The sequence below is a fragment of the Mycobacterium sp. OAS707 genome (genome assembly GCF_014873705.1).
Lineage (GTDB): Bacteria > Actinomycetota > Actinomycetes > Mycobacteriales > Mycobacteriaceae > Mycobacterium.
In genome coordinates this window covers 137,829-163,614 of sequence record NZ_JADBDS010000004.1, presented here as the reverse complement: position 1 = coordinate 163,614, position 25,786 = coordinate 137,829, and the positions used below count along the sequence as shown (strand labels likewise).

The following is a 25,786-nucleotide window of genomic DNA, read 5'->3' as shown; positions in this document are numbered from 1 at the left end:
CTAGCCACGGGCCCGAGCGGCCTTGTCCGCTAACACTTCTCGTTCACGCTCGTTGTCGGTCATCTTTGCCGCGCGGTCGAACTCGTCGGCGGCCTCGGCATCCCGACCGAGCCGTGCCAGCAACTCACCGCGCACGCTGGGCAACAGATACGAATCCGCAAGGCCGTCGATGCCGTCGACGATCTTCAGCGCGGTGGCCGGGCCATCAGCCATCGCGACGGCCACCGCGCGGTTGAGTTCGACCACCGGCGACGGTGCGATCTGGCGCAGTCCGTCGTACAGCAGCACGATGCGCGCCCAGTCGGTGTCGGCAGCGGTCGGCGCGACGGCGTGACATTCGGCGAGCGCCGCCTGCAACGCGTACGGACCCCACCCAACACCCTTGCGCTGCAAGGCATTTGCGGCGCGTTCCAACGCCGCGACACCGCGCTGGATCTGCGCGCGATCCCATTTGGCGCGGTTTTGGTCCTCGAGCAGGATGGGGCGTCCGTCGGCGTCGGTGCGCGCCGCGAGCCGTGACGACTGAAATTCCATCAGCGACACCAGTCCGTGCACCTCGGCTTCGTCGGGCACCAGCGCCGCCAGCACTCTGCCCAGTCGCAGCGCTTCGCTACACAGCTCGTCGCGGATCCAGCGCTGTCCGAACGACGCCGAATAGCCCTCGTTGTAGATGAGGTAGATGACGGCGAGCACCGCAGACAGTCGCCGCGGATACTCCGACCGGTCCGGCACCTCGAAAGGCACGTTCGCGGCGGCCAGCGTCTTCTTGGCCCGGGTGATCCGCGCGGCGACCGTCGCCGCCGACGTCAGGAACGCGCGGGCGATCTCGTCGGTGGTCAGGCCGCCGACCACGCGCAGCGTCAGCGCGATCTGGCCTTCTCGCGACAGCACCGGGTGCGACGAGATGAAGATCAGCCGCAGCACGTCGTCGTCGATGCGGTCGGGGTCCCATGCCTCATCGAGCGTGGTTTCGAGCTCGTGCGCCAACACCGCGTATTTGGCGTCGAGGTTCTCCTGCCGCCGCCAATAGTCGATGGCCTTGCGCTTGGCGACGGTGGTCAGCCAGGCTCCGGCGTTGCGTGGAACGCCCGAGGAAGGCCACTGCGTCAGCGCGTCGACGAGGGCTTCCTGCGCCAGGTCCTCGGCGAGGCCGACGTCGCCGACGGCGCGGGTCAGCGTCGCGACGATCTTGGCGGCCTCCATCCGCCAGACCGCATCGACGGTCTGCTGTAGCTCCGGCACGTGCCCATTGTGCCGAGCCGCTTACGCCTGTCCGCGCAGTGCGGCGATTGCGCTCGCGAACATCGTCGACTTGATCGCCTGCAGCGTGCCGGGATCCTTGCCCTTCAGCGGCGCGACGAGGTCGACGGCCGTCGAGACCACCTTGCCTTCGGGAGCGGTGGCGGTGACCAGACCGACGGCCTCGGCGTCGGCGCCGCCGTAGCGGCGTCCTGTGGTCATCGCCTCGACCGCGGCAGCGGGGGTGAGCTTCGACTGGATCAGTGCGGCCATGCCTTCAGTGAAGGGGATGTGGATGTCGACCTCGGGGAAGCAGAAGTAACCGCGGTCGGCCCGCATGACGCGAAAGTCGTGCGCTGTCGCCAACATTGAGCCTGCGCCGAACGCGTGGCCGTTGACGGCGGCGACGGTTGGTACCGGTGCGACGAGCACGCGAGCCAACAGTTGCTGGACCTGGCCGACATACCAGTCGCCTTGATCACTATGGGCGCCAAGCCAGTCCAGGTCCAGTCCGTTCGAGTAGAACTTCCCGTCGCCGGTGGTGACGAGCGCCTTGGCCTCGCCCGCCTCGACGCGGTCGAGGAAGCCGTTGACGGTCTGCAACCATTCCGGTGAGAACCGGTTTTCGTTGTCGCCGAGATTCAAAACGGCTATGTCATCGGTGATTTCGAGATGGGCGGGCATTCACTTCTCCTAACTTGACGGACAGGATGGCTTCCACCGCGGTCGCAAGGCGGCGGCGAGTGTCGTTGGTCGGGGGCATCGGCCTGCGCAGCATCAGACCGGTGGGCAGGCCGACGATGCAGTCCTCGATCACGGCGACGGCGGCGGCGTCCTTGCGGTCGAACATCGCGATCGACAAGCGGATCAGCATGTCGCGAAGGTCGGCTTCCAGCGCACGGAGCTCGGCTCCCACGTCGGCGGGTGCGTCGCCGATCAACTCGTCGCGGGGAATGCTCAGCCACAGCCGTGCCGACTGCGGGTACTGCTTGCTGAACACCGCTGGTGCGTCGGCCGCGACGATGACGGCGCGCACAGGGTCGGCTTCGGCGTCGACGGCCTGCTTCTGCAGTGTCAGGAACCGTCGGGCGGCGCGCACCCAGGCGCGACCGACGAGGCCGCCTCGGGATCCGAACGCGTGATAGATCGCACCGTTGGAGATGCCGGCCCGCTCGGACACCGCGCGGATGGTGACGGCCGTGACGCCGCCCTCGACGGCGAGTTGTTCGGCCGCGTCGAGCATCGCGTCGCGGTCGTACACCTGCGGCCGGGGCATGAGAGCCAAAGTAACAGAGCGCTTGCTCTGTTATCAAATGGCTGCATGACACGCCGAGGCAATGCGGGCAGTAGCAACCATCGAGGCGGAAAGTTGGTGCTATGGCGCACCGGCTTGTCACCGCATACCGCGAAGGGCGAAAGGCGTTCGGGCATACGCTTCTCAACCCGTACGCGGGGATGGGCGACCGTGCCGTCGCTCGCATGTGGCGGCTGGGCTGGCAACGGGCCGCCGAGGAGAGCCGCTGCATCCCGCCCGAAGCCGAGCGCATCGAGCGACTACGCGCCGAGATCGACGCGCTGCTCGACTAGCGCGAGCGCGTGGGGACCCACCTCTCAAATTGCCCGGCTTGAAGCGACATTGTCGCTGGCGGCGACTTTGTCGCCCAGAGCCGGGAACTTCGACATATGCCCTCGGAGCGGTTAATGCCGAAGAAGCATGTCGAGCATTCGGACCAACTCACCGACCCGTCCGCCGCCGGCCGGCGCTGCCGGAAATCGCTTCAGCACATCAACGACACCCGCGGTCGCCCGATCCGCCACTCGCTCAACGTGTTCGGAGCCGACGCGCGGATCGTCGCCGGCCGCAAGCTCGGCCGCTCGCGCTGCGTAAGCCCCTGCTCCGAGAATGTGTTTGACCTGGCTGGCCTTGGCCAACGGATGTAGGTAGGCGGCGCCGGCCGCGGACATCACCGCCCACGCCGCCTCGCGCGCGGCCGCTGTGTCGACACACTTGGCTGCGTCAAGAGCCGCCCACGCGTTGACCCGCAGCGACTTCCCGCGCTCGCCGCCCCGCGCGAATTCCCATGCGGCACCAATCGCGTCTCGAGGCCGTGAGTCGTCTGGCCGCTCGGCCTCGAAAATCGACAGCACCGCCTCCGCGCATGCAGCGGCAAACGCGGTGACCTCGCGAAGATCCTGCTTGCTCAGCTCGACTTCGCTCACGGCCCTAGCCGACTGCGCGGCCCGCGCCCTCCCAGAACTGCGCGCGCACAGCCTTCTTGTCCGGCTTGCCCAGTGCGGTCACCGGCACCGAGTCGACGACGATCACCTGTTTGGGCGACTGCACCGAACCCTTGCGTTCCTTGACCGCGGCCTGGATCTCCGCGGTCATCCGTTCCACCGCCTCGTCGTCAGACGGTGCGTCCGGCCGCAGCACCACCACAGCCGTCACGGCCTCACCCCACTTCTCGTCGGGGGTGCCGATCACGCACACCTGCGCAACCGAAGGATGCTCTGCCACAACGTCTTCCACCTCGCGTGGGAACACATTGAAGCCGCCGGTGACAATCATGTCCTTGGTCCGGTCGACGATGTAGTAGAAGCCGTCCTCGTCCTCGCGGGCCAGATCACCGGTGTGCATCCAGCCGTCGCGGAACGTGTCGGCCGTCGCCTCGGGCAGATTCCAGTAGCCGCCGGACAACAGCGGGCCCGACACACAGATCTCGCCGACTTCGCCCTGCGGCACCGGGTGTCCGTCGTCGCCGAGCAGCGCCACGCGGCAGAACAGCGTCGGCCGCCCGCACGACGTCAACCGCTTCTCGTCGTGATCACCCTTGGCCAAGTACGTGATCACCATCGGCGCCTCGGACTGCCCGTAGTACTGCGCGAAGATCGGGCCGAACCGGCGAATCGCCTCGGCAAGTCGCACGGGGTTCATCGCCGAAGCGCCGTAGTACACGGTCTCCAGCGACGACAGGTCGCGGGTGTGCGAATCCGGATGGTCCATCAGCGCGTAGATCATCGACGGCACCAGCATGGTCGCGGTGATCTTCTGCTCCTCGATCACCCGCAGCACCTCGGCCGGGTCGAACTTGGTCAGCACGACGAGCTCGCCGCCCTTGACGATCGTGGGAGTGAAGAACGCCGCGCCCGCGTGCGACAGCGGCGTGCACATCAAGAACTTCGGATGCTCGGGCCACTCCCACTCGGCGAGCTGAACCGTCGTCATCGTGGTGATCGACTGCGTGGTGCCGATGACGCCCTTCGGCTTACCGGTCGTGCCGCCGGTGTACGTCAGCCCGCCGATGTGGTCGGGCGCCAAGTCGGCGGCCACCAGCGGCTGCGGCGAATATTTGGACGCCTCGGCGTTCAAGTCGACGGCTTTGGCAGTGCTGCCGGCCAACGCTTCGGGAACCGGGCCGATCGTCAACACCTGCTTCAACGAAGGCACCTTCTCCAGCAGCCCGAGCGCCCGCTCGACGAACATCGGATTCGGATCGATGATCAGCGACGTGACCCCCGCATCGGACAACACGTAGGCGTGATCGTCCAAAGAGCCGAGAGGGTGTAGTGCGGTGCGCCGGTAGCCCTGCGTCTGCCCGGCGCCGATGATCATCAGCACCTCGGGCCGGTTCAGCGACAACAGCCCGACGGCCGCCCCGGAACCCGCCCCCAATGCCTCGAAGGCCTGAATGTACTGGCTGATGCGGTCGGCGAGCTGTCCGCCGGTCAGCGTGGTCTCGCCGAGGAACAGCACGGGCTTGTCTTTATTGCGTTTGAGAGCACCGACCGTGAGGTGGCCGGAGTGCAGGGGATGGCGTAGCAGCTCGTCCGTCATGACGTCCAGACTAGAACGTGTTCCAGATTTGGTGGGCGTGGCCCCGGAATTCCGCCGAAACGGTATTCCAGCAGGCGCTTACTCGAACTTTTCCTGCCGGAATACCGTTTCAGCGCCGTGCTCAGCGCCCCGCGGCCTTATCCGCCTCGGCCCGGTAGCCGGCCGCGATCTTCTCGGCAAGGTCGGCCCGCCACTGGATCTCTTTCTTGATCCACGGGTTGTCCTGCGGGAACTCCTCGGACTCGGACACCCGACGCACCTCAACTCGGACACCGGGGCCCAGCGGGGCTTTCTGCGCCCACTGCTTGGCCTCTTCCTTCGACGACACGTCGATGATCCAAAACCCGTTGAACAGTTCCTTGGCTTCGGTGTACGGCCCGTCGGTGACGACCGGCGGATCCGAGTCGAAGTCGACGACGAAGCCTTCGTCGGGTCCGGTCAGGCCCTCGCCTGCCAGCATCACGCCGGCCTTGATGAGCTCTTCGTTGTAGCGGCCCATCGACTCGATGACCTCGTTGAAATCGATGTTCGCGTCCTCGAAGGCCGCAGCGCCCTCGGGCGTGACCCGCATGATCAGCATGTAGCGCGACATTGTGTGTCTCCTTCTAGTTGGGAAGGGGCCCGTCCATTGTTGTTCAAGTGGCCCTCGCAATCACGTCGAACGGCAACCGCCCCGAATCGACACGGCTTGCGAAATTCTTCAAAGAATTTTTTCGCCCGCTGCAAGGATGGGCTGATGCCGGCCGCTGACCTGGTGATTTTCGGAGCCATCCTCACCGTCGACGAAGCGCAGCCCACGGCCGAGGCGCTCGCGGTCTCCGATGGCCGCATCGTCGCGGTCGGCGGGCGCTCCGCGGTCGAGGGTTGGATCGGCTCCACCACGCAGACCGTCGACGTAGCGGGTTGCGTGATGCCCGGCTTCGTCGAGGCGCACGGCCATCCCCTGATGGAGGCGATCGTGTTGTCCGACCGGATGGTCGACATCCGGCCCGTCACCATGCGCGACGCCGCCGACGTCGTAGCCGCGATCCGTGACGAGGTGGCTACCCGTGGCGCCGAGGGTGCCTACCTGATCGGTTGGGATCCGTTGCTGCAGCAGGGACTACCCGAGCCGACACTCGACTGGCTGAACGCAACAGCGCCGCATGCCCCGCTGGTGATCGTGCACAACTCCGGGCACAAGGCGTACTTCAACTCCGCGGCGGCCGCGCAGGCCGGCCTGACCCGCGACACCCCGGACCCGAAGGGCGCCAAGTTCGGTCGCGACCCCAACGGCGACCTCGACGGCACCGCAGAGGAAACCGCGGCACTGTTCGCGGTCGTGGCAGGCGCCGTCAATCCGAGCGACTTTCCCGGCGAACTCCGCGCCGAATGCGAACGGCTGAACCGGGCCGGGCTGACGACATGCTCGGAGATGGCGTTCGACCCGTCGCTGCGGCCGGCAGTGGAGAAGATGCGCGAGGAGCTCACCGTCCGGTTGCGCGTATACGAGATCTCCACGGCTGCAATGACCACCGCCATGACGCCGGCCAACGGCGACGACATGTTCCGTCAGGTCGGCATCAAGATCTGGGTCGACGGCTCGCCATGGGTCGGCAACATCGACCTGTCCTTCCCGTATCTCGACACCGACGCCACGCGCACCATCGGCGTCACTCCCGGTTCGTGCGGCCACGCGAACTACACCCGCGAGCAGCTCACCGAGATCGTCGGCGCCTACTTCCCGAAGGGCTGGCCGATGGCCTGCCACGTGCAGGGCGACAAAGGCGTCGACACCATCCTCGATGTCTACGAAGACGCGCTGCGGCGCTGGCCGCGCGACGACCATCGGCTGCGCCTCGAACATGTGGGTGCCATCAGACCGGAACAACTGCAACGCGCTCACGATCTCGGCGTGACGTGCAGCCTGTTCGTCGACCAGATCCACTACTGGGGCGATGTGATCGTCGACGGTCTGTTCGGCCCCGAGCACGGCGAGCGGTGGATGCCGTGCGGCACCGCGGTCAAGACCGGCATGCGCATTTCGCTGCACAACGATCCTCCGGTGACGCCGGAGGAGCCGCTGCGCAACATCAGCGTGGCCGTCACCCGGAAAGCGCCGAGCGGTCGGGTGCTCGCGCCGGACGAACGACTGACCGTCGAGCAGGCGGTTCGCGCGCAGACGATCGACGCGGCGTGGCAGTTGTTCGCAGACGATGTGGTGGGCTCGTTGCAGGTCGGCAAGTACGCCGACATGGTGGTGCTGTCGGCCGATCCGCGTGCCGTGCCGCCGGAGCAGATCGCGGATCTGGAGGTTCGCGGAACTTTCCTGGCAGGCAGGCAGGTTTATGGCACGCTCTGATCATGTCCGACCTGCCTGAACCGCGTTTCCTCGACGAACGAACCGCCCACTGGGCCGAGGCCAAGCCCGACGACGAGGCGTTTACCTATCTGGACCGGACCTGGACCTGGTCGCAGTGGAACGACCGCGTGCGCCGGCTGGCGGGCGCGCTGCAGGAACGCGGCGTCAAGCGTGGTGACGTCGTCGCGTTTCTGGACAAAAACCATCCGGCATGCGTCGAACTGACGATCGCCGCCGCGTCGCTGGGCGCGGCCAACGCGATCATCAACTTCCGGCTGGCCGCTGAGGAACTCGACTACGTGCTCAACGACTCCGGCGCCAAGATCCTGGTCGTCGGCGCGGAGCTCAAGGACGGCGTCGACAAGATCCGCGATCAACTCACCAATGTCGAGCACGTCATCACGGTCACGCCCGAGGGCGGCGACGGCGACGAATACGAAGCGCTGCTGTCCGGTGCGACGGCGGTCGGTCGCGGCGACGACGTCGATCCCGAGGACGTGTGCATCATCATGTACTCGTCGGGCACCACGGGCCGCCCCAAAGGTGTCGAGCTGACGCAGAAGAACATCATTGCGCACACCGTCAACGCCCATGAGGGCTTCGAGTTCGACGAGGGCGACAAGAACATGGTGTCGATGCCGCTGTTTCACGTCGGCGGTTCGTCCTACGTGCAGTTCGGGATTCACGACGGCTTCCCCAGTGTGATGACGCGCGACGTCGACGGCATGACTTTGGCGGGCGCAATTCTCAAGGGCGCCAACAGAACATTCCTTGTTCCGGCCGTGCTGGCCAAGGTGCTGGAGTCGGGCGAGGACGCCGTCAAGCTGTTCGGTGCGTTGAAAACCTATGCATACGGGGCGTCGCCCATGCCGTTGCCGCTACTGCGTGCCGCGCTCGAGGCGTGGCCGAACACCGACTTCATCCAGGCCTACGGGTTGACCGAATTGTGCGGTGTGATCAGCCATCTGCTGCCCGAGGCGCACCGCGACCCGGGCAAGGAGGAGCGGCTCTCGAGCGCGGGGACGTTGGTGCCCAATGCCGAGGTTCGGGTCGTCAACCCGGACACGTTGGAGGACGTGCCTGAGGGCCAGCAGGGCGAATTGTGGTTCCGCTCACCGCAATTGATGAAGGGCTATCACAACAAGGCGGAGGCGACGGCTGAGGCGATCACCGAGGACGGCTGGTTCCGCACCGGCGACATCGGTCGTGTCGACGACGGCGGCTACATCTTCGTCGAGGACCGACTGAAGGACATGATCATCTCCGGCGGGGAGAACATCTACTCGATCGAGGTCGAGCGGGTGCTGGCCGAGCACCCCGCGGTGGTCGACGTCGCGGTCATCGGCGTGCCGGACGACAAGTGGGGCGAGGTCGTGAAAGCCGTTGTCCAGCTTGAGGGTGAGGCGTCGGAGCAGGATCTGATCGCGTACTGCCGCGAGCACCTGGCCGCATACAAGTGCCCGAAGACGGTGGACATCAAGGACGAGCTGCCCCGCAATCCGACCGGAAAGATTCTGAAAAAGGATCTGCGCAAGCCGTACTGGGAGGGCCGCGACCGCGCGACGGTCTAGCCTGGGTTCGTGCTACCGCCGCTGGACGACCTGCTGGACCGCCTGCACGTCGTCGCGCTGCCGATGCGAATTCGCTTCCGCAGCACCATGGTTCGTGAGGTCGCATTGATCGACGGGCCCGCCGGCTGGGGTGAGTTCGGCGCGTTCCTCGAGTACGAGCCGCCCGAGGCCGCGCACTGGCTGGCGGCCGCCATCGAGGCCGCCTACGAGTCGCCGCCCGATGTTCGGCGCGACCGCATCCCGATCAACGCCACGGTGCCCGCCGTCGCCCCCGACGAAGTGCCCGACGTGCTGGGCCGTTTCCCCGGTGCGCGCACCGCCAAGGTGAAAGTGGCCGAGCCCGGGCAGTCGCTGGCCGACGATGTGGCTCGGGTCAACACCGTTCGGGCCGTGGTGCCGACGGTGCGGGTCGATGCCAACGGTGGCTGGAGCGTCGACGAAGCTGTCGCGGCCGCAACGGCTTTGACGGCCGACGGCCCGCTCGAGTATATGGAGCAGCCCTGCAAGACGGTGCCCGAACTCGCCGAGCTGCGGCGCCGTGTCGACGTGCCGATCGCCGCCGACGAGAGCATCCGCAAGGCCGACGATCCGCTGCATGTCGTCCGCCAAGGCGCGGCCGACATCGCAGTTCTCAAGGTCGCGCCGCTGGGTGGCGTGCGTAAGCTGCTGGAGATCGCAGAGCAGATCGACATCCCGATCGTGGTTTCCAGCGCGCTCGATTCGGCCGTCGGCATCGGGCAGGGCCTGCTCGCCGCGGCGGCATTGCCGGACCTGCAGCACGCCTGCGGGCTGGGCACCGGCGGCCTGTTCGTCGACGACGTCGCTGAACCTGCACTACCCGTAGACGGCTATTTGCCGGTCGAACGGGCGACGCCGGATCCGCATCGACTCGATTCCCTTGCGGCTCAGCCGGATCGCAGGCGCTGGTGGCAGGACCGGATCACTGCTAGCTATCGAGAGATAGTCGAGTAGGCGAATACTCTAGCCGGCCTCGCCTTGCCCCGGCATGCTGAGCAGCATGAGCAGCCTTCGCATCGGCATCATGGATCCGCTTATCGCCGCTCGGCCGGCCGCCGAAACCTTCACTCGCGTCAGTTATTTGGGCGCCCGGGCGGCCCGTGTCGATTCGTTCTGGGTGCCCGACCACCTCAACGCATTGTTCCCGCGGTCCCTGTGGAGCCCGAAGTATTCCGATGCCGCGCGGATCGTGCCGACGGCCGACGCCGTTCTCGAACCGTGGGCCATGCTCGGCCACATCGCGGCGCGCAACCGGTTTCGGCGGATGAGCCTCGGCATCGGCGTTACCGACGCCGGCAGGCGCAACCCCGCCGTCACCGCGCAGGCCGCGGCCACCCTCCATCTGCTCACCCGCGGACGCGCCATCCTTGGCATCGGCCCTGGCGAGCGCGAGGGAAACGAACCCTACGGCGTCGACTGGACCAAACCGGTCAGCCGGTTCGAGGAGGCAATGGCCACCATCCGGGCGCTGTGGGACTCCAAAGGCGAACTCGTCACCCGTGATTCGCCGTTCTTTCCGCTCCGCAACGCCGTCTTCGACCTCCCGCAATACAAGGGCACGTGGCCGCAGATCTGGATCGCAGGCCACGGTCCGCGCATGTTGCGTGCGGTCGGGCGGTACGGCGACGGATTCTTTCCAGCCTTCCCGCACTCTCCTCAGGAGTACGCGCAACGCCTCGACGCGGTGCGCTCCGCAGCGTCCGACGCGGGGCGCGACCCGATGAAGATCATGCCTGCGATATGGATGATGACTGTCGCGGGGCGCACGGCAGAGGACGTCGATGAGGCTCTGGAATGCGAGGTCATCAAGGCATTCGGGTTGGCCGCCTCCGATGAATTCTTCGCCAAGTACGGTGCCCAGCATCCGCTGGGTGTGGGCTTCGCCGGCGCGCAGGATCTGACGCCCCAAGAGATGAGCGAGCAGGAAGCCCTGTCATACGTCAAGAAGATTCCAACCGAGGTGGTCCGCAACGGGTTGCTGACCGGGACCCCTGCCGAGATCGCCGAGCGCGTGGCCGAATGGCGTGACAACGGTGTGCGCTACGTCGTGCTGGCGAATATCGGGCCGATGCAGCGTCACCTTCGCAAAGGACTCGCCTCTGCGGTGGCCTTCGCACAGGCCGTCAGCCGGATCAAAAGACTCTGACCAGCTCTTGTCCTAATTTGTGGGGCCCAGGGCATAGACGCCATGGCTGCGGTCGCCAACACTGGGTTCATGCGATCGGTGGTGGTGTTGGGCTACCCGGGCGTCCAGGCACTCGACCTGGTCGGCCCGTTCGAGGTGTTCACCGGCGCCACCATCTATCTGGCCGGCCGGGGTCGCACTGACGAGGGCTACCGTGTCAGCGTCGTGTCGAGCGGCGGCGAACCGGTCACCACGCTCACCGGTCTCGCTCTGTTCGCAGAGCCGTTGCCAGATCCACGCGACCCGATCGACACCCTGGTTCTGCCCGGCGGCGTCGGAGTCGACGATGCGCGGCGCAACGCGGACACCACCGGGTGGATACAAATGGCGGCCGAAAACGCCCGTCGCGTGGTCAGCGTCTGCACGGGCGCATTCCTCGCCGCGCAGGCGGGATTGATCGATGGCTGCATCGCCACCACGCACTGGGCCTTTGCGGCACAGATGGCTAACGAGTTTCCCTCTGTCACAGTCGATCCCGAGCCGATCTTCGTCCGCAGCTCGGAGAAGATCTGGACTGCGGCCGGCGTCACCGCAGGAATCGATCTGGCGCTGTCACTGGTGGAAGACGACTACGGCACCGAAGCCGCGCAGACCGTCGCGCGCTGGCTGGTGTTGTATCTGCGACGGCCGGGTGGGCAGACGCAGTTCGCGGCGCCGGTCTGGATGCCGCGCGCCAAGCGGGCGCCGATCCGTGAGGTGCAAGAGGCCATCGAGTCCGAACCCGGTGGCGCGCATAGTATTCCGGAGTTGGCTCGGCGCGCCGCAATGAGCCCCAGGCACTTCACCCGGTTGTTCACCGACGAGGTCGGCGAGGCGCCAGGCGCCTACGTCGAGCGCATCCGCACTGAGGCCGCCCGCCGCCAGCTCGAGGAGACCGATGACACCGTCACGGTGATCGCAGCCCGCTGCGGCTTCGGTTCGGCGGAAACCTTGAGGCGCAATTTTGTTCGGCGGCTCGGTATTTCGCCGGATCAATACCGCAAGACATTCGCCTAGCCAAAGGAGATGGCAATGACGCAGATCGCGATAGTGGTATACCCCGGCTTTACGGCGCTGGACTTCATTGGGCCTTATGAGGTGCTGCGCAACCTGCCCGATGCCGAGGTGCGGTTCCTGTGGCACCAGCCGGGGCCGATCGCCGCCGACTCCGGTTCGCTGCTCGTCGGGGCCACGCATTCGTTCGACGAGACGCCCTCGCCCGACATCCTTCTGGTCCCCGGCGGCATGACCACCTTCGAGCACGCCCGCGACGAGAAGCTGCTCGACTGGGTGCGCCGTGCCGATCAGACGTCGACCTGGACGACGTCGGTGTGCTCTGGCTCGGTCATCCTCGCCGCCGCCGGCGTGCTGAAGGGCCATCGCGCGACGTCGCATTGGCTGGTGCTGCCGATGCTGAAACCGTTCGGCGTCGAGGCGGTTGGCGACGAGCGGATCGTGCACGAGGGCAAGATCGTCACCGCTGCGGGCGTCTCGGCAGGCATCGACCTTGCGATGTGGCTGTTCGGTGAGATCTGTGGCGAGGCCAAGGCCAAGGCGGTGCAGCTGGCCATCGAATACGACCCGCAGCCGCCGTTCGACTCTGGTCACGTGTCGAAGGCGTCGGCCGCGACCAGGGCCACTGCCACCGCGCAGCTCAGCAAGGAAACCTTCAAGCAGCACCAGGTGAGCCAGTCGGTGCGGCTGCTGTGGGACGCGGCAATTCAGCGTGCGCGTGAAGTGGTTTCGGCGCGCTAACCGTCGCTCAGCGTGGATTCGCGCGCCGAAATCGCCGAGCGGATTTCGGCGATGACCCGACGCCGGTACTCGACTAGGTCCAGCCACGTGAACCGCAGTACCTGCCAACCCATCAGCGTGAGGTAGTTCTGGCGCTTTCGGTCGTATTGAAAAACTTCCTGATCACTGTGGAACGCCCAACCGTCGACCTCGATGACGACCTTCGGCACTGGGAATGCGACGTCGACCTTGTACGCACCGATCGGGTAATCGGTCTGCCAACCTGTAATTCCCGCTTCGCCCAGGAGCCTGACGAGCAAGCGCTCGGCCTCTGAACGGGCTCCGTTGGATGCGGCCTGCAATAGTCGCCGCGCTCGCGGAGACCCGTATCGGCCTTTGTTCCGAAGATGCGCGCGCCACAGTTCGTGCAAATCAAGTCGGCGCTGCAGGGCCGCATCCATCAGCTTGGCACCGCCGCGTTGCTTCACGGCAGCTTCGATCACGGTGAGCGGCAACGCGGTCACACGTATTCGTCGATGCACGACTATGTCTGCCGTGTTCAAGTCTCGACGCCGCAACCGGCAACCATCGCGGTTGCGACCGTGGCTGTTTCGGGGCACCGTGACCTCGACGATGTCGGGCGCGAATTTCGTGAGTTCGTGCCACCACGCCGCCGTGAGACCGCTGGCCGCTGCGTGCTCGCCGTAGCCCCATACAGCGGCTCGGATGCGCGCCGCGTCGGTGAACGGTCGGTCGTCGACGAAGTAGACGCCGCGGCTGCATCGAATCCAATGACCAGACCGCAGTCGGCGCCGAACGGCTTCGTGGCTGAGCCCCGCGCTTCGCGCCTGTGCGAGCGTGAGGACACCGTCCTGGCTCCGCAGATAGTCATCCAACACCTTGTGATGGACGCGGTCGCTCTGCCGACGGTTCCCTTGCGGTTTCGGCGCGCTAACCGTCGCTCAGCGTGGATTCGCGCGCCGAAATCGCGCTCCAGTAGCGTCGTCGGCGTGAATCTGGCCTACGACGACCGAGGTAGAGGCGAGCCCGTGCTATTCATCGCGGGTCGCGGCGGAGCGGGCCGCACCTGGCATCTGCATCAAGTGCCCGAGTTCATCCGGGCCGGCCATCGCTGCATCACGTTCGACAACCGCGGCGTTGGTGCGACCGAGAATGCCGACGGTTTCACGACCGACACGATGGTGGCCGACACAGCCGCTCTGATCGAGAAGCTCGACGTGGCACCGGTGCGCATCGTGGCAGTGTCGATGGGTGCGTTCATTGCCCAGGAGCTGATGCTGGCCAGGCCCGAACTCGTCAGGTCCGCGGTGCTGATGGCCACCCGTGGCCGCCACGACCGGACCCGCGACTTCTTCCGCAGCGCCGAACTCGACCTGGTGAGCTCCGGCATCGAGCTGCCAGCCACCTATGACGCGAAAGTGCGTCTGCTGGAAAGCTTTTCGCCGAAAACACTGAACGACGACGTCGCGGTGCGCGACTGGATCGACATGTTCACCATGTGGCCGACTAAGCCAACGGCGGGCCTGAAAACGCAGCTGGCGATCGCCCCCGAGGGCAACCGGCTGGCCGCGTACCGCAGCATTGCGACCCCGGTGCTCGTCATCGGCTTCGAGGACGACGTCGTGCTGCCCCCACACCTGGGCAAGGAGGTCGCCGATGCGATCCCCAACGGCCGTTACCTGGAGATACCACATACCGGCCACCTCGGATTCATCGAAAGGCCGCAGGTGGTCAACGCCGCGGCCCTGCAATTCTTCGCCGCCGCATAACGACTGTGCGTCTCGTTCGACCGTTCCCCAACTATCAGGGGGCGACGGGGGTATAGCTGTCCGCATGTCTGGTGAAATGTCGCCCGTCGCTTCGAAACGCATCGCCGGGGTCGAGGTCCGCTCGATCGACTACGTGCCACTGAACGAACGCCACGGCAAGGTGTGGAGTCAGGGACCGCTCTGGTTCATGAGCAATGCGCAGATCGCGACTCTGGCGGTCGGCACGTTCTCGGTCACCGGTGGCGGCAACCTGATCTGGTCGTTCCTCGCGATCATCGGGGGAGTTCTTTTCGGCACCTTCTTCATGGCGTTCCACTCGGCGCAGGGTCCGCAGTTGGGGCTGCCTCAGATGATCCAGTCAAGACCGCAATTCGGATACGTCGGGGCGCTGCTTGTCTGGGCCTTCGCCTATCTGCAGTACGCAGGCTTCAACATCTTCAACACCATCTTGGCCGGCGACGCCCTGCACTCGACGATCCACGGTCCCAGCAAGATGTGGATCGTCGTCGCGACGGTTGTCGCCGCGGTGGTGGCTTTGATTGGCTACGACCTCATCCACGGGGTGGAGCGCTGGCTGACGGCGGGGTTCCTCGTCATTTTCGGACTGCTCACCATCGGGATCTGCACGCTGAACTTTCCGGCGGGCTCCTTCGATCTCGGCGACTTCAAATGGACCCCCTTCCTCATCCAGTTCGGAGCGGTCGCCGGTTACCAGATCAGCTGGGCCATCTACGTTTCCGACTACTCCCGCTACTTGCCGCCGTCGGTCACGGTGCGCAAGACATTCCTGTGGACGTACTGGGGCTCGGCGCTCGGCGCGATCTGGCTGATGTGCCTTGGCGCCGCGCTGGCCGCATGGGCAGGCGACAAATTCGACACCATCGCGTCGATCGAAGCCGCAGGCAATGAGGTGTTCTCCGGCTTCGGCGCGATCGCGCTCGTGTTCTCGACGCTTGGCCTCATCTCGGTGACCGCGCTGAACATGTACGGCGGGTCGCTGACGTTGATCAGCGCGATCGACTCGTTCAAGAAGATCAAGCCGACGAGCACGCTGCGCATCGCGACCATCACCTTCACCGCGGTGCTGTCCCTCATCCCGGCCCTGCTCATCGGCGAGAACTTCCTCACCAACTTCGAGGACTTCCTGCTGCTGGTGCTCTACCTCTTCGTGCCGTGGACGGCGGTCAACCTCGTCGACTACTACGTGGTGCGCCGCGGGCACTACGCCATCGCCGAGATCTTCAACCCTCGCGGCATGTACGGCCGGTGGGGCTGGCGGGGCATCGTGTCGTACCTTGTCGGGTTCGCGGCGATGCTGCCCTTCCTGAGCACCAGCAAGTACACCGGCTTCGTCGCGTCCGCGTTGGGCGGGGCCGACATCTCGATGTTCGTCGGCCTGCCGGTGGCCGGAATCCTGTACTGGGTGCTGGCCAAGTCGGTCGACGTCGCGGCTGAGACCAAGATCGCGCAGGCCGAGGCGGCCGAACTGGAGCGACTGGCCCAGGCACACCTGCGTCCCGAGGAACACCTCGGCGACGCCACCGGATGACCCGGGCCAGCGGCCCGAGGGGCACCAAACCAGCATGTGACACGCTGTAGTGGTGAACCCATCGACTGCGCAGGCGCGCGTTGTCGTCGACGAATTGATTCGCGGCGGCGTGCGCGACGTGGTGCTCTGCCCGGGTTCGCGCAACGCGCCGCTGGCGTTCGCGCTGCATGACGCCGACCGCGCCGGGCGTATCCGGCTGCACGTCCGCATCGACGAGCGCACCGCAGGCTACTTGGCGATCGGGCTTGCGGTCGCCGAGCGCGCGCCGGTGTGCGTCGCGATGACGTCGGGCACCGCGGTCGCCAACCTGGGGCCCGCGGTGGTTGAGGCCAACTACGCGCGGGTGCCGCTGATCGTGCTGAGCGCCAACCGGCCCTACGAACTGCTGGGCACCGGAGCCAACCAGACTTTCGAGCAGATGGGCTACTTCGGCACGCAGGTGCGGGCCAACATCAGCCTCGGCCTTGCCGAAGACGCCCCCGAGAAGATGGACGCACTGAACGCGCAGTGGCGCTCAGCGACGTGCCGAGTTCTGGTGGCCGCCACCGGATCTCGCACCGCGAATGCCGGGCCGGTGCAGTTCGACATCCCGCTGCGCGAGCCCTTGGTGCCCGACGTCAACGAAGACCCGGCGTCGGGCGGCTACGTACCTGAGGGCCGGCCGGGCGGCAAGCCGTGGACTTACACGCCGCCGGTGACGTTCGACCAGCCGTTGGACATCGACCTCACCCCGGACACGGTCGTGATCGCCGGGCACGGCGCGGGCGTGCACCCCAATCTCGCCGCGCTGCCGACGGTCGCCGAGCCGACCGCGCCGCCCGCCGAGAACCCGCTGCACCCGTTCGCGCTGCGACTGGTCCATCCGCAGCAGGTCATCATGCTGGGCCGCCCGACGCTGCACCGCCCGGTGTCGGCGCTGCTGGCCGATCCTTCGGTGCCGGTCTACGCGCTGACCACCGGGCCGCGCTGGCCGGACGTCTCGGGTAATTCGCAGGCCACGGGCACCCGAGCGGTCACAACCGGCGAGCCAAACCCCGCGTGGCTGCACCGCTGCGCGGAGGTGAACCGGCACGCGGTAGAGGCCGTCCGCAGCCAACTCGAGGCCCATCCGCTGACCACCGGGCTGCACGTCGCGGCGGCCGTCGCGGCAGCTGTCAGGCCGGGGGACCAGCTGGTGCTGGGCGCGTCGAACCCAGTGCGTGACGCGGCGCTGGTCGGCCTCAACGCCCACGACATCAAGGTTCGGTCCAACCGCGGTGTGGCAGGCATCGACGGCACGGTGTCGACGGCCATCGGCGCGGCGCTGGCCCACGAGAGGGAGGCGGGCGGGGGCAAGCCGGGCAGAACCATCGCGTTGATCGGCGACCTGACCTTCGTGCACGACAGCTCGGGACTGCTGATCGGGCCGACGGAGCCGACGCCACACAACCTGACCATCGTGGTGTCCAATGACAACGGTGGCGGCATCTTCGAACTGCTGGAGCAGGGTGACCCGCGGTTCTCCGATGTGTCGTCGCGGATCTTCGGCACGCCACACGATGTCGATGTCGGCGCGCTGTGCCGCGCGTATCACGTCGAGAGCAGGCAGATCGAGGCCGACGGCTTGGTCGACGCACTCAACGAGCCTTACGACGGAATGCGGGTGCTGGAGGTGAAGGCCGACCGATCGTCGCTGCGCGCGTTGCATGCGTCGATCAAGGCTGCCCTATGAGCAAGCTGATTACGTTGTGGCGCTTCCTGATTCCCCGGCTGCAACGTGATCCCGACGAAACTCGAGCGCAGCGCGTTTTTCGGCGCATCCGCATCGGCATCATCCTGGCCGCGTGCTTGGTGACGCTGCAGTCGGTGCTACTGGTGTTCGGCGCGTGGCGAAACGACCGGCAGATCGAGCGGCACATGGGCGTGGCCGAAGCGAACGTGCTCAGCGCCGGCCCGCGACGTTCGACGATCGAATTCGTCACGCCCGACCGCGTCACCTATCGACCGGAACTCGGTGTGCTGTACCCGTCCGAACTCGATGAGGGTATGCGGATCTATGTCGAGTACGACAAGAACAATCCGGATCTTGTTCGGGTGCAGCACCGTAACGCATCACTGGCGATCATTCCGGCGGGCTCGATCGCCGTGGTGGGCTGGTTGACCGCGGGCGCCGCGCTCACCGGCGTCACGCTGCTGGAACGGCGAAGATCCAAAATGACTGCCGCAGTTCAGGATTGAATGAGCTTGTTCAGCCAGTCGTTGTCGAAGATGTCGAGCTTCTCGCCCTTGTCCAAGTCGTAGACGGTTGGCGTGCCCATTGCGGTCGAGTCGATCTGGTAGAGAAACTCGAAGTTCGCGTCGTCCATGTCCTTGGTGTTGACCGCGGATCCGCCGCCCTTGATGTTCTGCGCGACGGGGTCGGGGATGCCCGCCTTCTTGGCGTAGTCCTGCAGTTCGTCGGCGGTGGGCGGGGTGCCGCCCGGACGCTGGTGTGCCCACACGTTTTCGACGAACCGCTGAAACTCGGTGCCGGTCGCGGTGACCTCGGGTGAACCGGCCTTCTCGGCGGCCAGGAACAGTGCGTTGCTGACCTGACCGGAGTAGCCGCCGGTCTTGTCGTCAAGGAACGTCATCGGGCGGTAGGTGACCTCGAGTTCCCCGACGGCGATGTAGTAGGCGAGTTGGTCACCGAAGTCGTGTTGAAGGTCTGCGCAGTGATTGCACTGCGGTTCGGTGTAGATCTCGATCTTCTTGGGCGCATCGCTGAAGCCTGCGACGATGCCGAAGCCGTCCTTGCTGATCGACAGCGGTGCCTTGTTCGGATCGGACTCCGCTGCGCCCGCGACCTGTTTGGTGCAGCCGGCGACGAGCAACAGCAGCGCCGCCGCGAGCACCACCGTGGCACGGGAAATCCGCATGTCAACCGCCCTTCGTTGTGCGCACCCTACTCGAAATCGGCTCGGCGGACCGGCCGATCATTTGCACGAGCAATTTGCGTGTCGTATGCCCCGACGCAACCTCGGCGACAGGCACCGATGGCACGCTCTTGGTGTGCGCGTTGCAATCGTCGCAGAGTCGTTCCTTCCGAATGTCAACGGTGTCACCAACTCGGTGCTTCGAGTGATCGAGCATCTCCGCTGCAGCGGCCACGAGGCTCTCGTCATCGCCCCAGACACCCCGCGCGGCCAACCGCCGGCCGACAAGATTCACGACGGTATCCGTGTGCATCGGGTGCCGTCGCGGATGTTTCCGAAGATCACCTCGCTGCCGCTCGGTGTGCCCCGGCCGAGGATGGTCAAGGTGCTGCGCGGATTCGATCCCGACGTGGTGCATTTGGCGTCACCGGCGCTGCTTGGTTACGGCGGGCTGCACGCCGCACGCTACCTCGGGGTGCCGACAGTCGCCGTATTCCAAACGGACGTAGCGGGTTTCGCGGAGAGCTACGGCATCGGCTTCACGGCCCGCGCCGCGTGGGCCTGGACCCGACACCTGCACAGCCGTGCCGACCGCACGCTGGCGCCGTCGACCGCCGCGATGGAAAACCTTACCGCGCACCGCATTCCGCGCGTGCACAAATGGGCCCGCGGCGTCGACATCACCGGCTTCGCGCCGTCGGCACGCGACGAAGCCCTGCGACAGGTTTGGTCACCGGACGGTAAGCCGATCGTCGGGTTCGTCGGCCGACTCGCACCGGAGAAGCACGTCGAGCGGCTGGCGTCGCTGAGCGCGCGCCGCGACCTGCAACTCGTGGTCGTCGGTGACGGCGTCGACCGAGGCAAGCTCGAAAGCCTTTTGCCGTCAGCTGTTTTCACCGGGGCGCTGTACGGCGCCGAGCTGGCCGCCGCGTACGCCAGCATGGACGTCTTCGTTCACCCCGGCGAGCACGAGACGTTCTGCCAGGCTGTGCAGGAAGCGATGGCATCGGGTCTGCCGGTCATCGCCCCGAACGCGGGAGGCCCCCGCGACCTTGTCAGTCCCTATCGCACCGGGCTGTTGCTCGACGTCGACGAGTTCGAAGCCAAGCTGACCGAATCCGTCGACCATCTGATCGCCGAGCGCACGCGGTACTCGGTGGCCGCTCGTCGCAGCGTGTTGGGCCGCACCTGGCCCGCGATCTGCGACGAACTTCTCGGCCACTACGAGGACGTCATCGGCAAGCGCCAGCTGCGGGCTGCCTGACTTACCTCCGCCGAGCGACCGTGTCGGTACGGCGACACGCCGTTGAAGAGTGGCATTTTGCGGTCGCTCGCGCCTTTCAGCCCTGGGCTTCGACGGCGACCGGTTGCCACTCCTCCCATGTCTTGAGCCGACTTTCGTAGTCGACCTTGGCCAACTGCAGCGGCAGCTCACCGAAGAACACCCGCAGCGGCGGCTCGGCGGCGTCGACCACCTTGAGCAAAGCGCGCGCCGAAGCCTGGGGATCGCCCGGCTTGGACACGCGCTGGCTGCGAGCCTTGTCCGCGGCCTCGTGCACCTCTTTGTAGTCGGGCAGCGGCGCCGAGCGCTTCGACGACGACCCGGCCCAGTCGGTGGCGAACCCGCCGGGCTCGATCAGCGTCACGTGAATGCCGAACGGCGCGACCTCCTGCGCCAGCGCCTGCGAGAAGCCTTCCAAAGCCCACTTCGACGCGTGGTAGATGCCGACGTTCTGGAAAGCGGTTATGCCGCCGATCGACGACACCTGGATGATGTGTCCGCTGCGCTGCGCCCGCAGGTATGGCAGCGCCGCCTGCGTCACCCATAACGCCCCGAAGACGTTGGTCTCGATCTGGGCGCGCGCCTCGGCTTCGGTCAGCTCCTCGATGAAACCGAAGTGGCCGTAGCCGGCGTTGTTGACGACGATGTCGAGACGTCCGAAGTGGTCGTGCGCCTGTTTGACCGCGGCGAAGTCGGCGTCGCGGTCGGTCACGTCGAGCTGCAGCGGCAGCAGCGCGTCGCCGTACTTCTGCGCGAGGTCGTCCAGCGAGGCGGTGTCGCGTGCCGTGGCCGCGACCTTGTCGCCGCGCTCCAGCGCCGCGATCGCCCATTCCCTGCCGAACCCGCGTGATGTCCCGGTGATGAACCAAACCTTGTTGCTCATGGGAGGGGTAATGCCCGTTGCGGCCGTCCTCATTCCCGGATCAAGCATGTTCACAGGTACCGTCGGCTCCGTGAACCGCGCGACGCTGGACAAAGACCCGCATGAAGTGGCGTCGATGTTCGATGCCGTCGCGCGCCGGTACGACCTGACCAACACCGTGCTGTCGCTGGGCCAGGACCGGTTCTGGCGGCGGGCCACCCGATCGGCGCTGCGGATCGGGCCGGGGGACAAGGTGCTCGACCTCGCGGCGGGCACCGCGGTCTCAACGGTCGAACTGAAGGCGTCGGGGGCGTGGTGTGTGGCCGCGGACTTCTCGGTCGGCATGCTGGCCGCAGGAGCCCAGCGCGACGTGCCGAAGGTGGGCGCCGATGCGACACGGCTGCCGTTCGCCGACGGGGTGTTCGACGCGGTGACGATCAGCTTCGGGCTGCGCAACGTCGTCGACCACAGCGCGGGGCTGCGCGAGATGGCGCGGGTGACGCGACCGGGCGGCCGGTTGGTGGTGTGCGAATTCTCCACCCCGACGAACCGCGTCTTCGCGACCGCCTACAAGGAGTACTTGATGCAGGCGTTGCCGCGGCTCGCGACCGCGGTGTCGTCGAATCCGGATGCCTACGTCTATCTGGCCGAGTCGATTCGCGCGTGGCCGGATCAGGCGCAGTTGGCACGTCGTATTGCCGACGCCGGATGGTCAGCGGTGCGGTGGCGCAACCTGACGGGTGGCATCGTCGCGCTGCACGCGGCGACGAAACCCATGAGCTGACCGAAGCCTGCGCTGTACCGCTCGGCATGGTTTACGGACGGCTGGCAGATCCCGATGCCACGATTGCCGCCGCGCCGGTGGTGGCCGTCGAACATCGGGGCGGCAATGGCTGCACCCGGGATCTCGGTGAAATCACCGCAGCCGCTTTGGACCTCGTTTGGTCAGGCCTCGCGCCGCTGTCTTAATTGACGACGTGGATGCCGCCGCTGGTTTCGGGGACGAACCCCGTCTCGCCGCGGCTCTGTTGGGGCGGCATGGGCTGCTCGCTCGGCGGGACGCAGACGCCGACGTACGGAACCTCGGCGCAGGGGCCAACGGGAACGGCGTGCGCCGCAACGGGCAGACAAAGCGTTGTCGCACTTGCAATTGCGGCAAGCGCCGGAACTATCAATTTCCGTCTGGTCATCGCGGATCCTCCTGACGACCTGGTGCATTTCAGCGTACGCCGTTGTCGTTCAAAGGTGGATAGTCTGCACGGACCCGATCTCGTCCAAGGCATCGGCGACCATCGACCGATGGCACTCGGCCGCGTTGGCCTCAAAACACATCAGCGCTACCCGAATCTGGCTAGCCAATCGAAACAACTCGCCAAGCGCCGCTTGACCTTCCGGTGTTCTTAGTTCTTCTCGGTACCTCGCCACAGCCGCCTGTACACCGCGTCGGAACGCGCCGCGGTTGTCCCGGGGATTGCCGAGCTGCGGCAGGTGCACGTAGTCGATGCCGACGTCATGCAGTCGGGCGGCAAGTCCGTTCTTCGAAAGGCCTGCCTTGCGTGACAGCGGTGTAAGCCGCACGTCTACAAGGACTTTCACGTCCGCGGATCGGAGCATTGCGACGACGTCATCGACCGTCCTGTTCTGATACCCGATCGTCATCACCGTGGTCATCCGCCGGCCCGTTCCTCCCACAGCCGAGCGGTCTGCGGGCCGACGTCGGGGTCGTGCGTTTGCTGAAAATTGCGTCCGCCGCGGCTGAAGGTCGCGACAACGGCTGCCGGGGCGTCGGATTCGAGCGCCGGTTCAGGCAGCCAGCGACACCGACGCACATGCACAAGATCGACAGCGGTCGCGTCCGCGTCGTCATCGTAGAAGTACGGCCCCTCGATGCGCCCCAGCCAGTAGAAGCCGTCGACGTCGCGTGTCCACACGAACGCGCCGTCTTCGATCTCGGCGAACCGGGCGACGCGGCGGGCGAGTCGCTCCTTCTCTCCTCGATCGCGGACGCGCTGGCCGAAGCCGCACAGGCCCAGACGGCGGGCACGCTCGATCGTCGCCCGCGGATCGACGTCGTCGCTGCGAGACCGCATCGGTGCGCGAAAGACCTCGGGCATGTCAATCATCCTGCGCGATATGCTGCCGCTGTGGACACGTTCTGGCGTTACGTCAAGATCCAACTGGGGGTGTTCGTCTGCGGCATCGTCGGGCCGATTTTCCTGACAATTTACTTTGCGATGCAACCAGATCCGTCGTTGAAGTGGGCGTATTGGGCCGGGCTGTTCATCACCACCGCCGACGTCCTCATCGCCCTGGCGCTCACCAGTGCCAGCGACCCGAACAAACCGCCTGCCGATACCCGTCTTGCGATCGCCGTCGCCAAGCGCATGCAGTCACATGGGGGCACCTCCAGCGAGGGCTCGTCGAGCACCTACGACCCGTTCTCGTCAAGCGCCTTCAGCTTTTCGACGGACTCCGGTTCGTCATCCTCCGACTACTCCTCATCCTCCGACTACTCGTCGTCAAGTGACTACTCGTCGTCGAGCGACTCCGGTTCGTCGTCAAGCGATTCCGGCTCGTCGTCGTCCAGCGACTAGCTACAGCTTGTCGGCCGCGATCACCGCGTCGGCGAACGCCTGCGGCGCCTCCTGCGGCACGTTGTGCCCGATGCCGTCCAGAACGCGGTGGGCGTACGGGCCGGTGAACATCTTGCGGTAGGCGGCGCCGTCCTTGTTGGGCCCGTCGAAGTCGCTGCCGATGGTGATGGTCGGAACGGTGATCGGCGGGCTCGCTGCCAGTTTGGCGTCGAGGTCGTCGTACTGCGGTTCGCCTGGCGCCAGTTCCAACCGCCAGCGGTAGTTGTGGATCACGATGTCGACGTGATCGGGGTTGGCGAACGCCGCGGCGCTGCGGTCGTAGGTGGCGTCGTCGAACTTCCATGTCGGCGACGCTTCCTGCCAGATGAGCTTGTTGAAGTCGTGGGTGTTCTGTCGATATCCACGCACCCCACGGTCGGTCGCGAAGTAGTACTGATACCACCAACCGTGTTCGGCCTTCGGAGACAACGGCTGTTGATTGGCAACGAGATTCACGATCAGATAACCGCTGACCGACACCAACGCCTTGACGCGCTCCGGCCAGATCGCGGCGACGATGTCGGCGGTCCGCGCGCCCCAGTCATACCCGGCCAGCACCGCGCGGTCGATGTTCAGCGCGTCCATGAACGCGACGATGTCCTGTGCCAGCGCGGCCTGCTGCCCGTTGCGGACGGTGTCCGCGGACAGGAATTGCGTACTGCCATAACCGCGCAAGTAGGGGATGAGGACGCGGTATCCGCGCGCGGCCAGGATCGGTGCGACGTCGACGTAGCTGTAGATGTCATAGGGCCAACCGTGCAGCAGGATGACGGGCGGGCCGTCGACAGGACCGTCCTCCGCGTACCCGACGTTGAGCAACCCTGCGTCAACCTGTTTGAGCGGGGCGAAGGAGGTGTGTGTCGGCGTAGCCGAGGCAATCGCAGAACTGGCAACAGAGCTTGCGGCGACCGCGAATCCGACGCCGCGCGCGAAGTCGCGTCGAGTGATCATCCAGCCGCTCAACTCGTCGCCCGCCTCACATGTTCAACAATCGAGTCGTACATCTGTCGGGTTATCTCCTTAGCGTCACTCATGATGTTGTAGCCGTGATCCACCCCGCGCACTTCAACGTATTCGACAAGCGCGCCGGCGGCTTCCAGCTTGTCCGCGTACCGCCTGCCCTCGCCGCAGAGGCGGTCGTATTCCGCGGTGACGACCAATGCCGGTGCGATACCGGTGATGTCGTCGGCGTTTGGTCCCCACGCGGGAGAGGCCAGCGGGTGGCGGCGTTGCTCGCGGTCGGGAATGTACGCGGTGTCGAACACTGCGCTCATCCACGGCTGCAGGACGGCCTTCGAGCCAAGCGGTGTGGATTTGTCCGCGGCCGAGGTCACCAAATCCAATGGCGGGTAATGAAGCATCTGCAACGCGATCGTGGGGCCGCCGTTCTCCAGCGCCATCCGCGATACCGCGGCAGACAGGTTGCCTCCGGCGCTTTGCCCTCCAACACAGAGCCGTTGGCCGTCCCAGTCACGTTCGGGCGCGGAGGCCCATTGGAGTACGTCGTATACCTGTTCGACGGGCACGGGGAAGCGCTTGTGCGGGGCCAACACGTAATCACAGTTGACGACAACAACATTGGCGTGCGCGGCAAGGTAGCGGCACCACGGGTCGTCTTGTTCGCGATGACCCACCACAAAGCCGCCGCCGTGCACGTTGACATACACGGCAGGCCTTTCCGCCTGCGACGGCGGGTGATAGATCGTCGCCGCGACGGGCCCATGGCGCGTCTCGATGCGGATCTCGGTGGTGTTGCCGACGATCTCAGGGAACCGGACTCCGGGTTTGGGGGTGGGGTTGACGACGGCGGCGAACAACCGCGCCGCCAGATCGGCCACCGGTTGTCGGGTCAGTATCGACACAGCGTGGCACTC

Annotated in this window: 28 protein-coding genes; 14 read left to right on the top strand and 14 right to left on the bottom strand. The window is 66.1% G+C overall.

What is annotated here, in order from left to right:
* Genes GGC64_RS25750 through GGC64_RS25740 form a run of 3 tightly spaced genes read right to left on the bottom strand, consistent with a single transcriptional unit; the run spans position 1 to position 2,515 of the window.
* Positions 1 to 1,203, bottom strand: coding sequence for an RNA polymerase sigma factor (locus tag GGC64_RS25750; protein WP_192725930.1), 1,203 nt, complete (start codon positions 1,201 to 1,203; stop codon positions 1 to 3).
* 60 nt (positions 1,204 to 1,263) lie between these two features.
* Entirely contained in the window at positions 1,264 to 1,923 is a 660-nt protein-coding gene (locus GGC64_RS25745; protein WP_192725421.1) for an enoyl-CoA hydratase/isomerase family protein, read from the bottom strand.
* Positions 1,895 to 2,515 (bottom strand): TetR/AcrR family transcriptional regulator, encoded by a 621-nt coding sequence (locus GGC64_RS25740; protein WP_192725420.1) that lies wholly within the window; start codon positions 2,513 to 2,515, stop codon positions 1,895 to 1,897. Before GGC64_RS25740 ends, GGC64_RS25745 begins: the two co-directional genes overlap by 29 nt.
* Before the next feature lie 101 nt (positions 2,516 to 2,616).
* Here GGC64_RS25740 and GGC64_RS25735 point away from each other — a divergent pair, with 101 nt between their 5' ends.
* Complete coding sequence (locus GGC64_RS25735) at positions 2,617 to 2,826, top strand: hypothetical protein (RefSeq protein ID WP_192725419.1); 210 nt, start codon at positions 2,617 to 2,619, stop codon at positions 2,824 to 2,826.
* Positions 2,827 to 2,937: 111 nt separating this feature from the next.
* Here the strand turns inward: GGC64_RS25735 and GGC64_RS25730 are convergent, their stop codons facing one another.
* The 3 genes from GGC64_RS25730 to GGC64_RS25720 all read right to left on the bottom strand — a co-directional run bounded on the left by GGC64_RS25730 (position 2,938) and on the right by GGC64_RS25720 (position 5,666).
* Positions 2,938 to 3,459 carry a putative immunity protein gene (locus GGC64_RS25730; protein ID WP_192725418.1) on the bottom strand — a complete coding sequence of 174 codons (522 nt, stop codon included), beginning with the start codon at positions 3,457 to 3,459 and terminating at the stop codon, positions 2,938 to 2,940.
* 4 nt (positions 3,460 to 3,463) lie between these two features.
* Positions 3,464 to 5,074 carry a fatty-acid--CoA ligase FadD8 gene (gene fadD8 / locus GGC64_RS25725; protein ID WP_192725417.1) on the bottom strand — a complete coding sequence of 537 codons (1,611 nt, stop codon included), beginning with the start codon at positions 5,072 to 5,074 and terminating at the stop codon, positions 3,464 to 3,466.
* Positions 5,075 to 5,195: 121 nt separating this feature from the next.
* Complete coding sequence (locus GGC64_RS25720; protein ID WP_192725416.1) at positions 5,196 to 5,666, bottom strand: YciI family protein; 471 nt, start codon at positions 5,664 to 5,666, stop codon at positions 5,196 to 5,198.
* Between the two features lie 144 nt (positions 5,667 to 5,810).
* Here GGC64_RS25720 and GGC64_RS25715 point away from each other — a divergent pair, with 144 nt between their 5' ends.
* The 6 genes from GGC64_RS25715 to GGC64_RS25690 all read left to right on the top strand — a co-directional run bounded on the left by GGC64_RS25715 (position 5,811) and on the right by GGC64_RS25690 (position 12,923).
* Entirely contained in the window at positions 5,811 to 7,415 is a 1,605-nt protein-coding gene (locus GGC64_RS25715; RefSeq protein WP_192725415.1) for an amidohydrolase, read from the top strand.
* A 2-nt stretch (positions 7,416 to 7,417) separates the two neighbouring features.
* Positions 7,418 to 8,986: a long-chain-fatty-acid--CoA ligase gene (locus GGC64_RS25710; RefSeq protein WP_192725414.1), complete on the top strand. Its 1,569-nt coding sequence runs from the start codon at positions 7,418 to 7,420 to the stop codon at positions 8,984 to 8,986.
* A 9-nt stretch (positions 8,987 to 8,995) separates the two neighbouring features.
* Positions 8,996 to 9,958, top strand: coding sequence for an o-succinylbenzoate synthase (locus tag GGC64_RS25705; RefSeq protein ID WP_192725413.1), 963 nt, complete (start codon positions 8,996 to 8,998; stop codon positions 9,956 to 9,958).
* Positions 9,959 to 10,004: 46 nt separating this feature from the next.
* The gene (locus GGC64_RS25700) at positions 10,005 to 11,150 is read left to right on the top strand and encodes an LLM class flavin-dependent oxidoreductase (RefSeq protein ID WP_192725412.1); all 1,146 of its coding nucleotides are present in this window, start codon (positions 10,005 to 10,007) and stop codon (positions 11,148 to 11,150) included.
* A 69-nt stretch (positions 11,151 to 11,219) separates the two neighbouring features.
* Entirely contained in the window at positions 11,220 to 12,185 is a 966-nt protein-coding gene (locus tag GGC64_RS25695) for a GlxA family transcriptional regulator (RefSeq protein ID WP_370582332.1), read from the top strand.
* 15 nt (positions 12,186 to 12,200) lie between these two features.
* Positions 12,201 to 12,923, top strand: coding sequence for a DJ-1/PfpI family protein (locus tag GGC64_RS25690; protein WP_192725410.1), 723 nt, complete (start codon positions 12,201 to 12,203; stop codon positions 12,921 to 12,923).
* Here the strand turns inward: GGC64_RS25690 and GGC64_RS25685 are convergent.
* Complete coding sequence (locus GGC64_RS25685; RefSeq protein ID WP_192725409.1) at positions 12,920 to 13,801, bottom strand: DUF559 domain-containing protein; 882 nt, start codon at positions 13,799 to 13,801, stop codon at positions 12,920 to 12,922. The two genes, GGC64_RS25690 and GGC64_RS25685, sit on opposite strands and share 4 nt — an antisense overlap.
* A gap of 111 nt (positions 13,802 to 13,912) precedes the next feature.
* On the opposite strand from GGC64_RS25685, the gene GGC64_RS25680 reads away from it, so the two are divergent.
* The 4 genes from GGC64_RS25680 to GGC64_RS25665 all read left to right on the top strand — a co-directional run bounded on the left by GGC64_RS25680 (position 13,913) and on the right by GGC64_RS25665 (position 18,458).
* Complete coding sequence (locus GGC64_RS25680) at positions 13,913 to 14,692, top strand: alpha/beta fold hydrolase (RefSeq protein ID WP_192725408.1); 780 nt, start codon at positions 13,913 to 13,915, stop codon at positions 14,690 to 14,692.
* 64 nt (positions 14,693 to 14,756) lie between these two features.
* Positions 14,757 to 16,241: a cytosine permease gene (locus GGC64_RS25675; RefSeq protein WP_192725407.1), complete on the top strand. Its 1,485-nt coding sequence runs from the start codon at positions 14,757 to 14,759 to the stop codon at positions 16,239 to 16,241.
* Positions 16,242 to 16,293: 52 nt separating this feature from the next.
* Positions 16,294 to 17,952: a 2-succinyl-5-enolpyruvyl-6-hydroxy-3-cyclohexene-1-carboxylic-acid synthase gene (menD, locus tag GGC64_RS25670; protein ID WP_192725406.1), complete on the top strand. Its 1,659-nt coding sequence runs from the start codon at positions 16,294 to 16,296 to the stop codon at positions 17,950 to 17,952.
* The gene (locus GGC64_RS25665) at positions 17,949 to 18,458 is read left to right on the top strand and encodes a DUF3592 domain-containing protein (RefSeq protein ID WP_192725405.1); all 510 of its coding nucleotides are present in this window, start codon (positions 17,949 to 17,951) and stop codon (positions 18,456 to 18,458) included. The genes menD and GGC64_RS25665 overlap by 4 nt, the downstream gene beginning before the upstream one ends.
* On the opposite strand, the gene GGC64_RS25660 is transcribed toward GGC64_RS25665, so the two are convergent.
* The gene (locus tag GGC64_RS25660) at positions 18,449 to 19,138 is read right to left on the bottom strand and encodes a thioredoxin domain-containing protein (RefSeq protein ID WP_192725404.1); all 690 of its coding nucleotides are present in this window, start codon (positions 19,136 to 19,138) and stop codon (positions 18,449 to 18,451) included. The genes GGC64_RS25665 and GGC64_RS25660 overlap by 10 nt on opposite strands.
* A 133-nt stretch (positions 19,139 to 19,271) precedes the next feature.
* Here GGC64_RS25660 and GGC64_RS25655 point away from each other — a divergent pair, with 133 nt between their 5' ends.
* Entirely contained in the window at positions 19,272 to 20,399 is a 1,128-nt protein-coding gene (locus tag GGC64_RS25655; RefSeq protein ID WP_192725403.1) for a glycosyltransferase family 1 protein, read from the top strand.
* A gap of 76 nt (positions 20,400 to 20,475) precedes the next feature.
* Here GGC64_RS25655 and GGC64_RS25650 read toward each other — a convergent pair whose 3' ends face one another.
* Complete coding sequence (locus GGC64_RS25650) at positions 20,476 to 21,300, bottom strand: SDR family oxidoreductase (RefSeq protein ID WP_192725402.1); 825 nt, start codon at positions 21,298 to 21,300, stop codon at positions 20,476 to 20,478.
* Between the two features lie 70 nt (positions 21,301 to 21,370).
* Here GGC64_RS25650 and GGC64_RS25645 point away from each other — a divergent pair, with 70 nt between their 5' ends.
* The gene (locus tag GGC64_RS25645) at positions 21,371 to 22,063 is read left to right on the top strand and encodes a demethylmenaquinone methyltransferase (RefSeq protein WP_192725401.1); all 693 of its coding nucleotides are present in this window, start codon (positions 21,371 to 21,373) and stop codon (positions 22,061 to 22,063) included.
* A 181-nt stretch (positions 22,064 to 22,244) separates the two neighbouring features.
* On the opposite strand, the gene GGC64_RS25640 is transcribed toward GGC64_RS25645, so the two are convergent.
* Genes GGC64_RS25640 through GGC64_RS25630 form a run of 3 tightly spaced genes read right to left on the bottom strand, consistent with a single transcriptional unit; the run spans position 22,245 to position 23,393 of the window.
* Complete coding sequence (locus tag GGC64_RS25640) at positions 22,245 to 22,469, bottom strand: hypothetical protein (RefSeq protein WP_192725400.1); 225 nt, start codon at positions 22,467 to 22,469, stop codon at positions 22,245 to 22,247.
* A gap of 49 nt (positions 22,470 to 22,518) precedes the next feature.
* Positions 22,519 to 22,950 (bottom strand): DUF488 family protein, encoded by a 432-nt coding sequence (locus GGC64_RS25635; RefSeq protein WP_192725399.1) that lies wholly within the window; start codon positions 22,948 to 22,950, stop codon positions 22,519 to 22,521.
* A complete protein-coding gene (locus GGC64_RS25630) occupies positions 22,947 to 23,393 on the bottom strand; it encodes a GAF domain-containing protein (RefSeq protein WP_192725398.1) in 447 nt (148 codons plus the stop codon). Before GGC64_RS25630 ends, GGC64_RS25635 begins: the two co-directional genes overlap by 4 nt.
* Before the next feature lie 30 nt (positions 23,394 to 23,423).
* Here GGC64_RS25630 and GGC64_RS34810 point away from each other — a divergent pair, with 30 nt between their 5' ends.
* Positions 23,424 to 23,873 (top strand): hypothetical protein, encoded by a 450-nt coding sequence (locus tag GGC64_RS34810; protein WP_225952467.1) that lies wholly within the window; start codon positions 23,424 to 23,426, stop codon positions 23,871 to 23,873.
* Here the strand turns inward: GGC64_RS34810 and GGC64_RS25620 are convergent, their stop codons facing one another.
* Positions 23,874 to 24,863 (bottom strand): alpha/beta fold hydrolase, encoded by a 990-nt coding sequence (locus GGC64_RS25620; protein ID WP_192725397.1) that lies wholly within the window; start codon positions 24,861 to 24,863, stop codon positions 23,874 to 23,876.
* Between the two features lie 8 nt (positions 24,864 to 24,871).
* The gene (locus GGC64_RS25615) at positions 24,872 to 25,774 is read right to left on the bottom strand and encodes an alpha/beta hydrolase (protein ID WP_192725396.1); all 903 of its coding nucleotides are present in this window, start codon (positions 25,772 to 25,774) and stop codon (positions 24,872 to 24,874) included.
* Positions 25,775 to 25,786 lie beyond the last annotated feature (12 nt).

Bases quoted from the DNA above. Each gene is read 5' to 3' on its own strand.
- GGC64_RS25700 (WP_192725412.1), top strand. From the start codon at position 10,005: ATGAGCAGCCTTCGCATCGGCATCATGGATCCGCTTATCGCCGCTCGG.
- GGC64_RS25745 (WP_192725421.1), bottom strand. From the start codon at position 1,923: ATGCCCGCCCATCTCGAAATCACCGATGACATAGCCGTTTTGAATCTC.
- GGC64_RS25740 (WP_192725420.1), bottom strand. From the start codon at position 2,515: ATGCCCCGGCCGCAGGTGTACGACCGCGACGCGATGCTCGACGCGGCC.
- GGC64_RS25635 (WP_192725399.1), bottom strand. From the start codon at position 22,950: ATGACCACGGTGATGACGATCGGGTATCAGAACAGGACGGTCGATGAC.
- GGC64_RS25675 (WP_192725407.1), top strand. From the start codon at position 14,757: ATGTCTGGTGAAATGTCGCCCGTCGCTTCGAAACGCATCGCCGGGGTC.
- GGC64_RS25630 (WP_192725398.1), bottom strand. From the start codon at position 23,393: ATGCCCGAGGTCTTTCGCGCACCGATGCGGTCTCGCAGCGACGACGTC.
- GGC64_RS25735 (WP_192725419.1), top strand. From the start codon at position 2,617: ATGGCGCACCGGCTTGTCACCGCATACCGCGAAGGGCGAAAGGCGTTC.
- GGC64_RS25640 (WP_192725400.1), bottom strand. From the start codon at position 22,469: ATGACCAGACGGAAATTGATAGTTCCGGCGCTTGCCGCAATTGCAAGT.
- fadD8 (WP_192725417.1), bottom strand. From the start codon at position 5,074: ATGACGGACGAGCTGCTACGCCATCCCCTGCACTCCGGCCACCTCACG.
- GGC64_RS25690 (WP_192725410.1), top strand. From the start codon at position 12,201: ATGACGCAGATCGCGATAGTGGTATACCCCGGCTTTACGGCGCTGGAC.
- GGC64_RS25710 (WP_192725414.1), top strand. From the start codon at position 7,418: ATGTCCGACCTGCCTGAACCGCGTTTCCTCGACGAACGAACCGCCCAC.
- GGC64_RS25620 (WP_192725397.1), bottom strand. From the start codon at position 24,863: ATGATCACTCGACGCGACTTCGCGCGCGGCGTCGGATTCGCGGTCGCC.
- GGC64_RS25660 (WP_192725404.1), bottom strand. From the start codon at position 19,138: ATGCGGATTTCCCGTGCCACGGTGGTGCTCGCGGCGGCGCTGCTGTTG.
- GGC64_RS25750 (WP_192725930.1), bottom strand. From the start codon at position 1,203: ATGGAGGCCGCCAAGATCGTCGCGACGCTGACCCGCGCCGTCGGCGAC.
- GGC64_RS25720 (WP_192725416.1), bottom strand. From the start codon at position 5,666: ATGTCGCGCTACATGCTGATCATGCGGGTCACGCCCGAGGGCGCTGCG.
- GGC64_RS25665 (WP_192725405.1), top strand. From the start codon at position 17,949: ATGAGCAAGCTGATTACGTTGTGGCGCTTCCTGATTCCCCGGCTGCAA.
- GGC64_RS25650 (WP_192725402.1), bottom strand. From the start codon at position 21,300: ATGAGCAACAAGGTTTGGTTCATCACCGGGACATCACGCGGGTTCGGC.
- GGC64_RS25695 (WP_370582332.1), top strand. From the start codon at position 11,220: ATGCGATCGGTGGTGGTGTTGGGCTACCCGGGCGTCCAGGCACTCGAC.
- GGC64_RS25715 (WP_192725415.1), top strand. From the start codon at position 5,811: ATGCCGGCCGCTGACCTGGTGATTTTCGGAGCCATCCTCACCGTCGAC.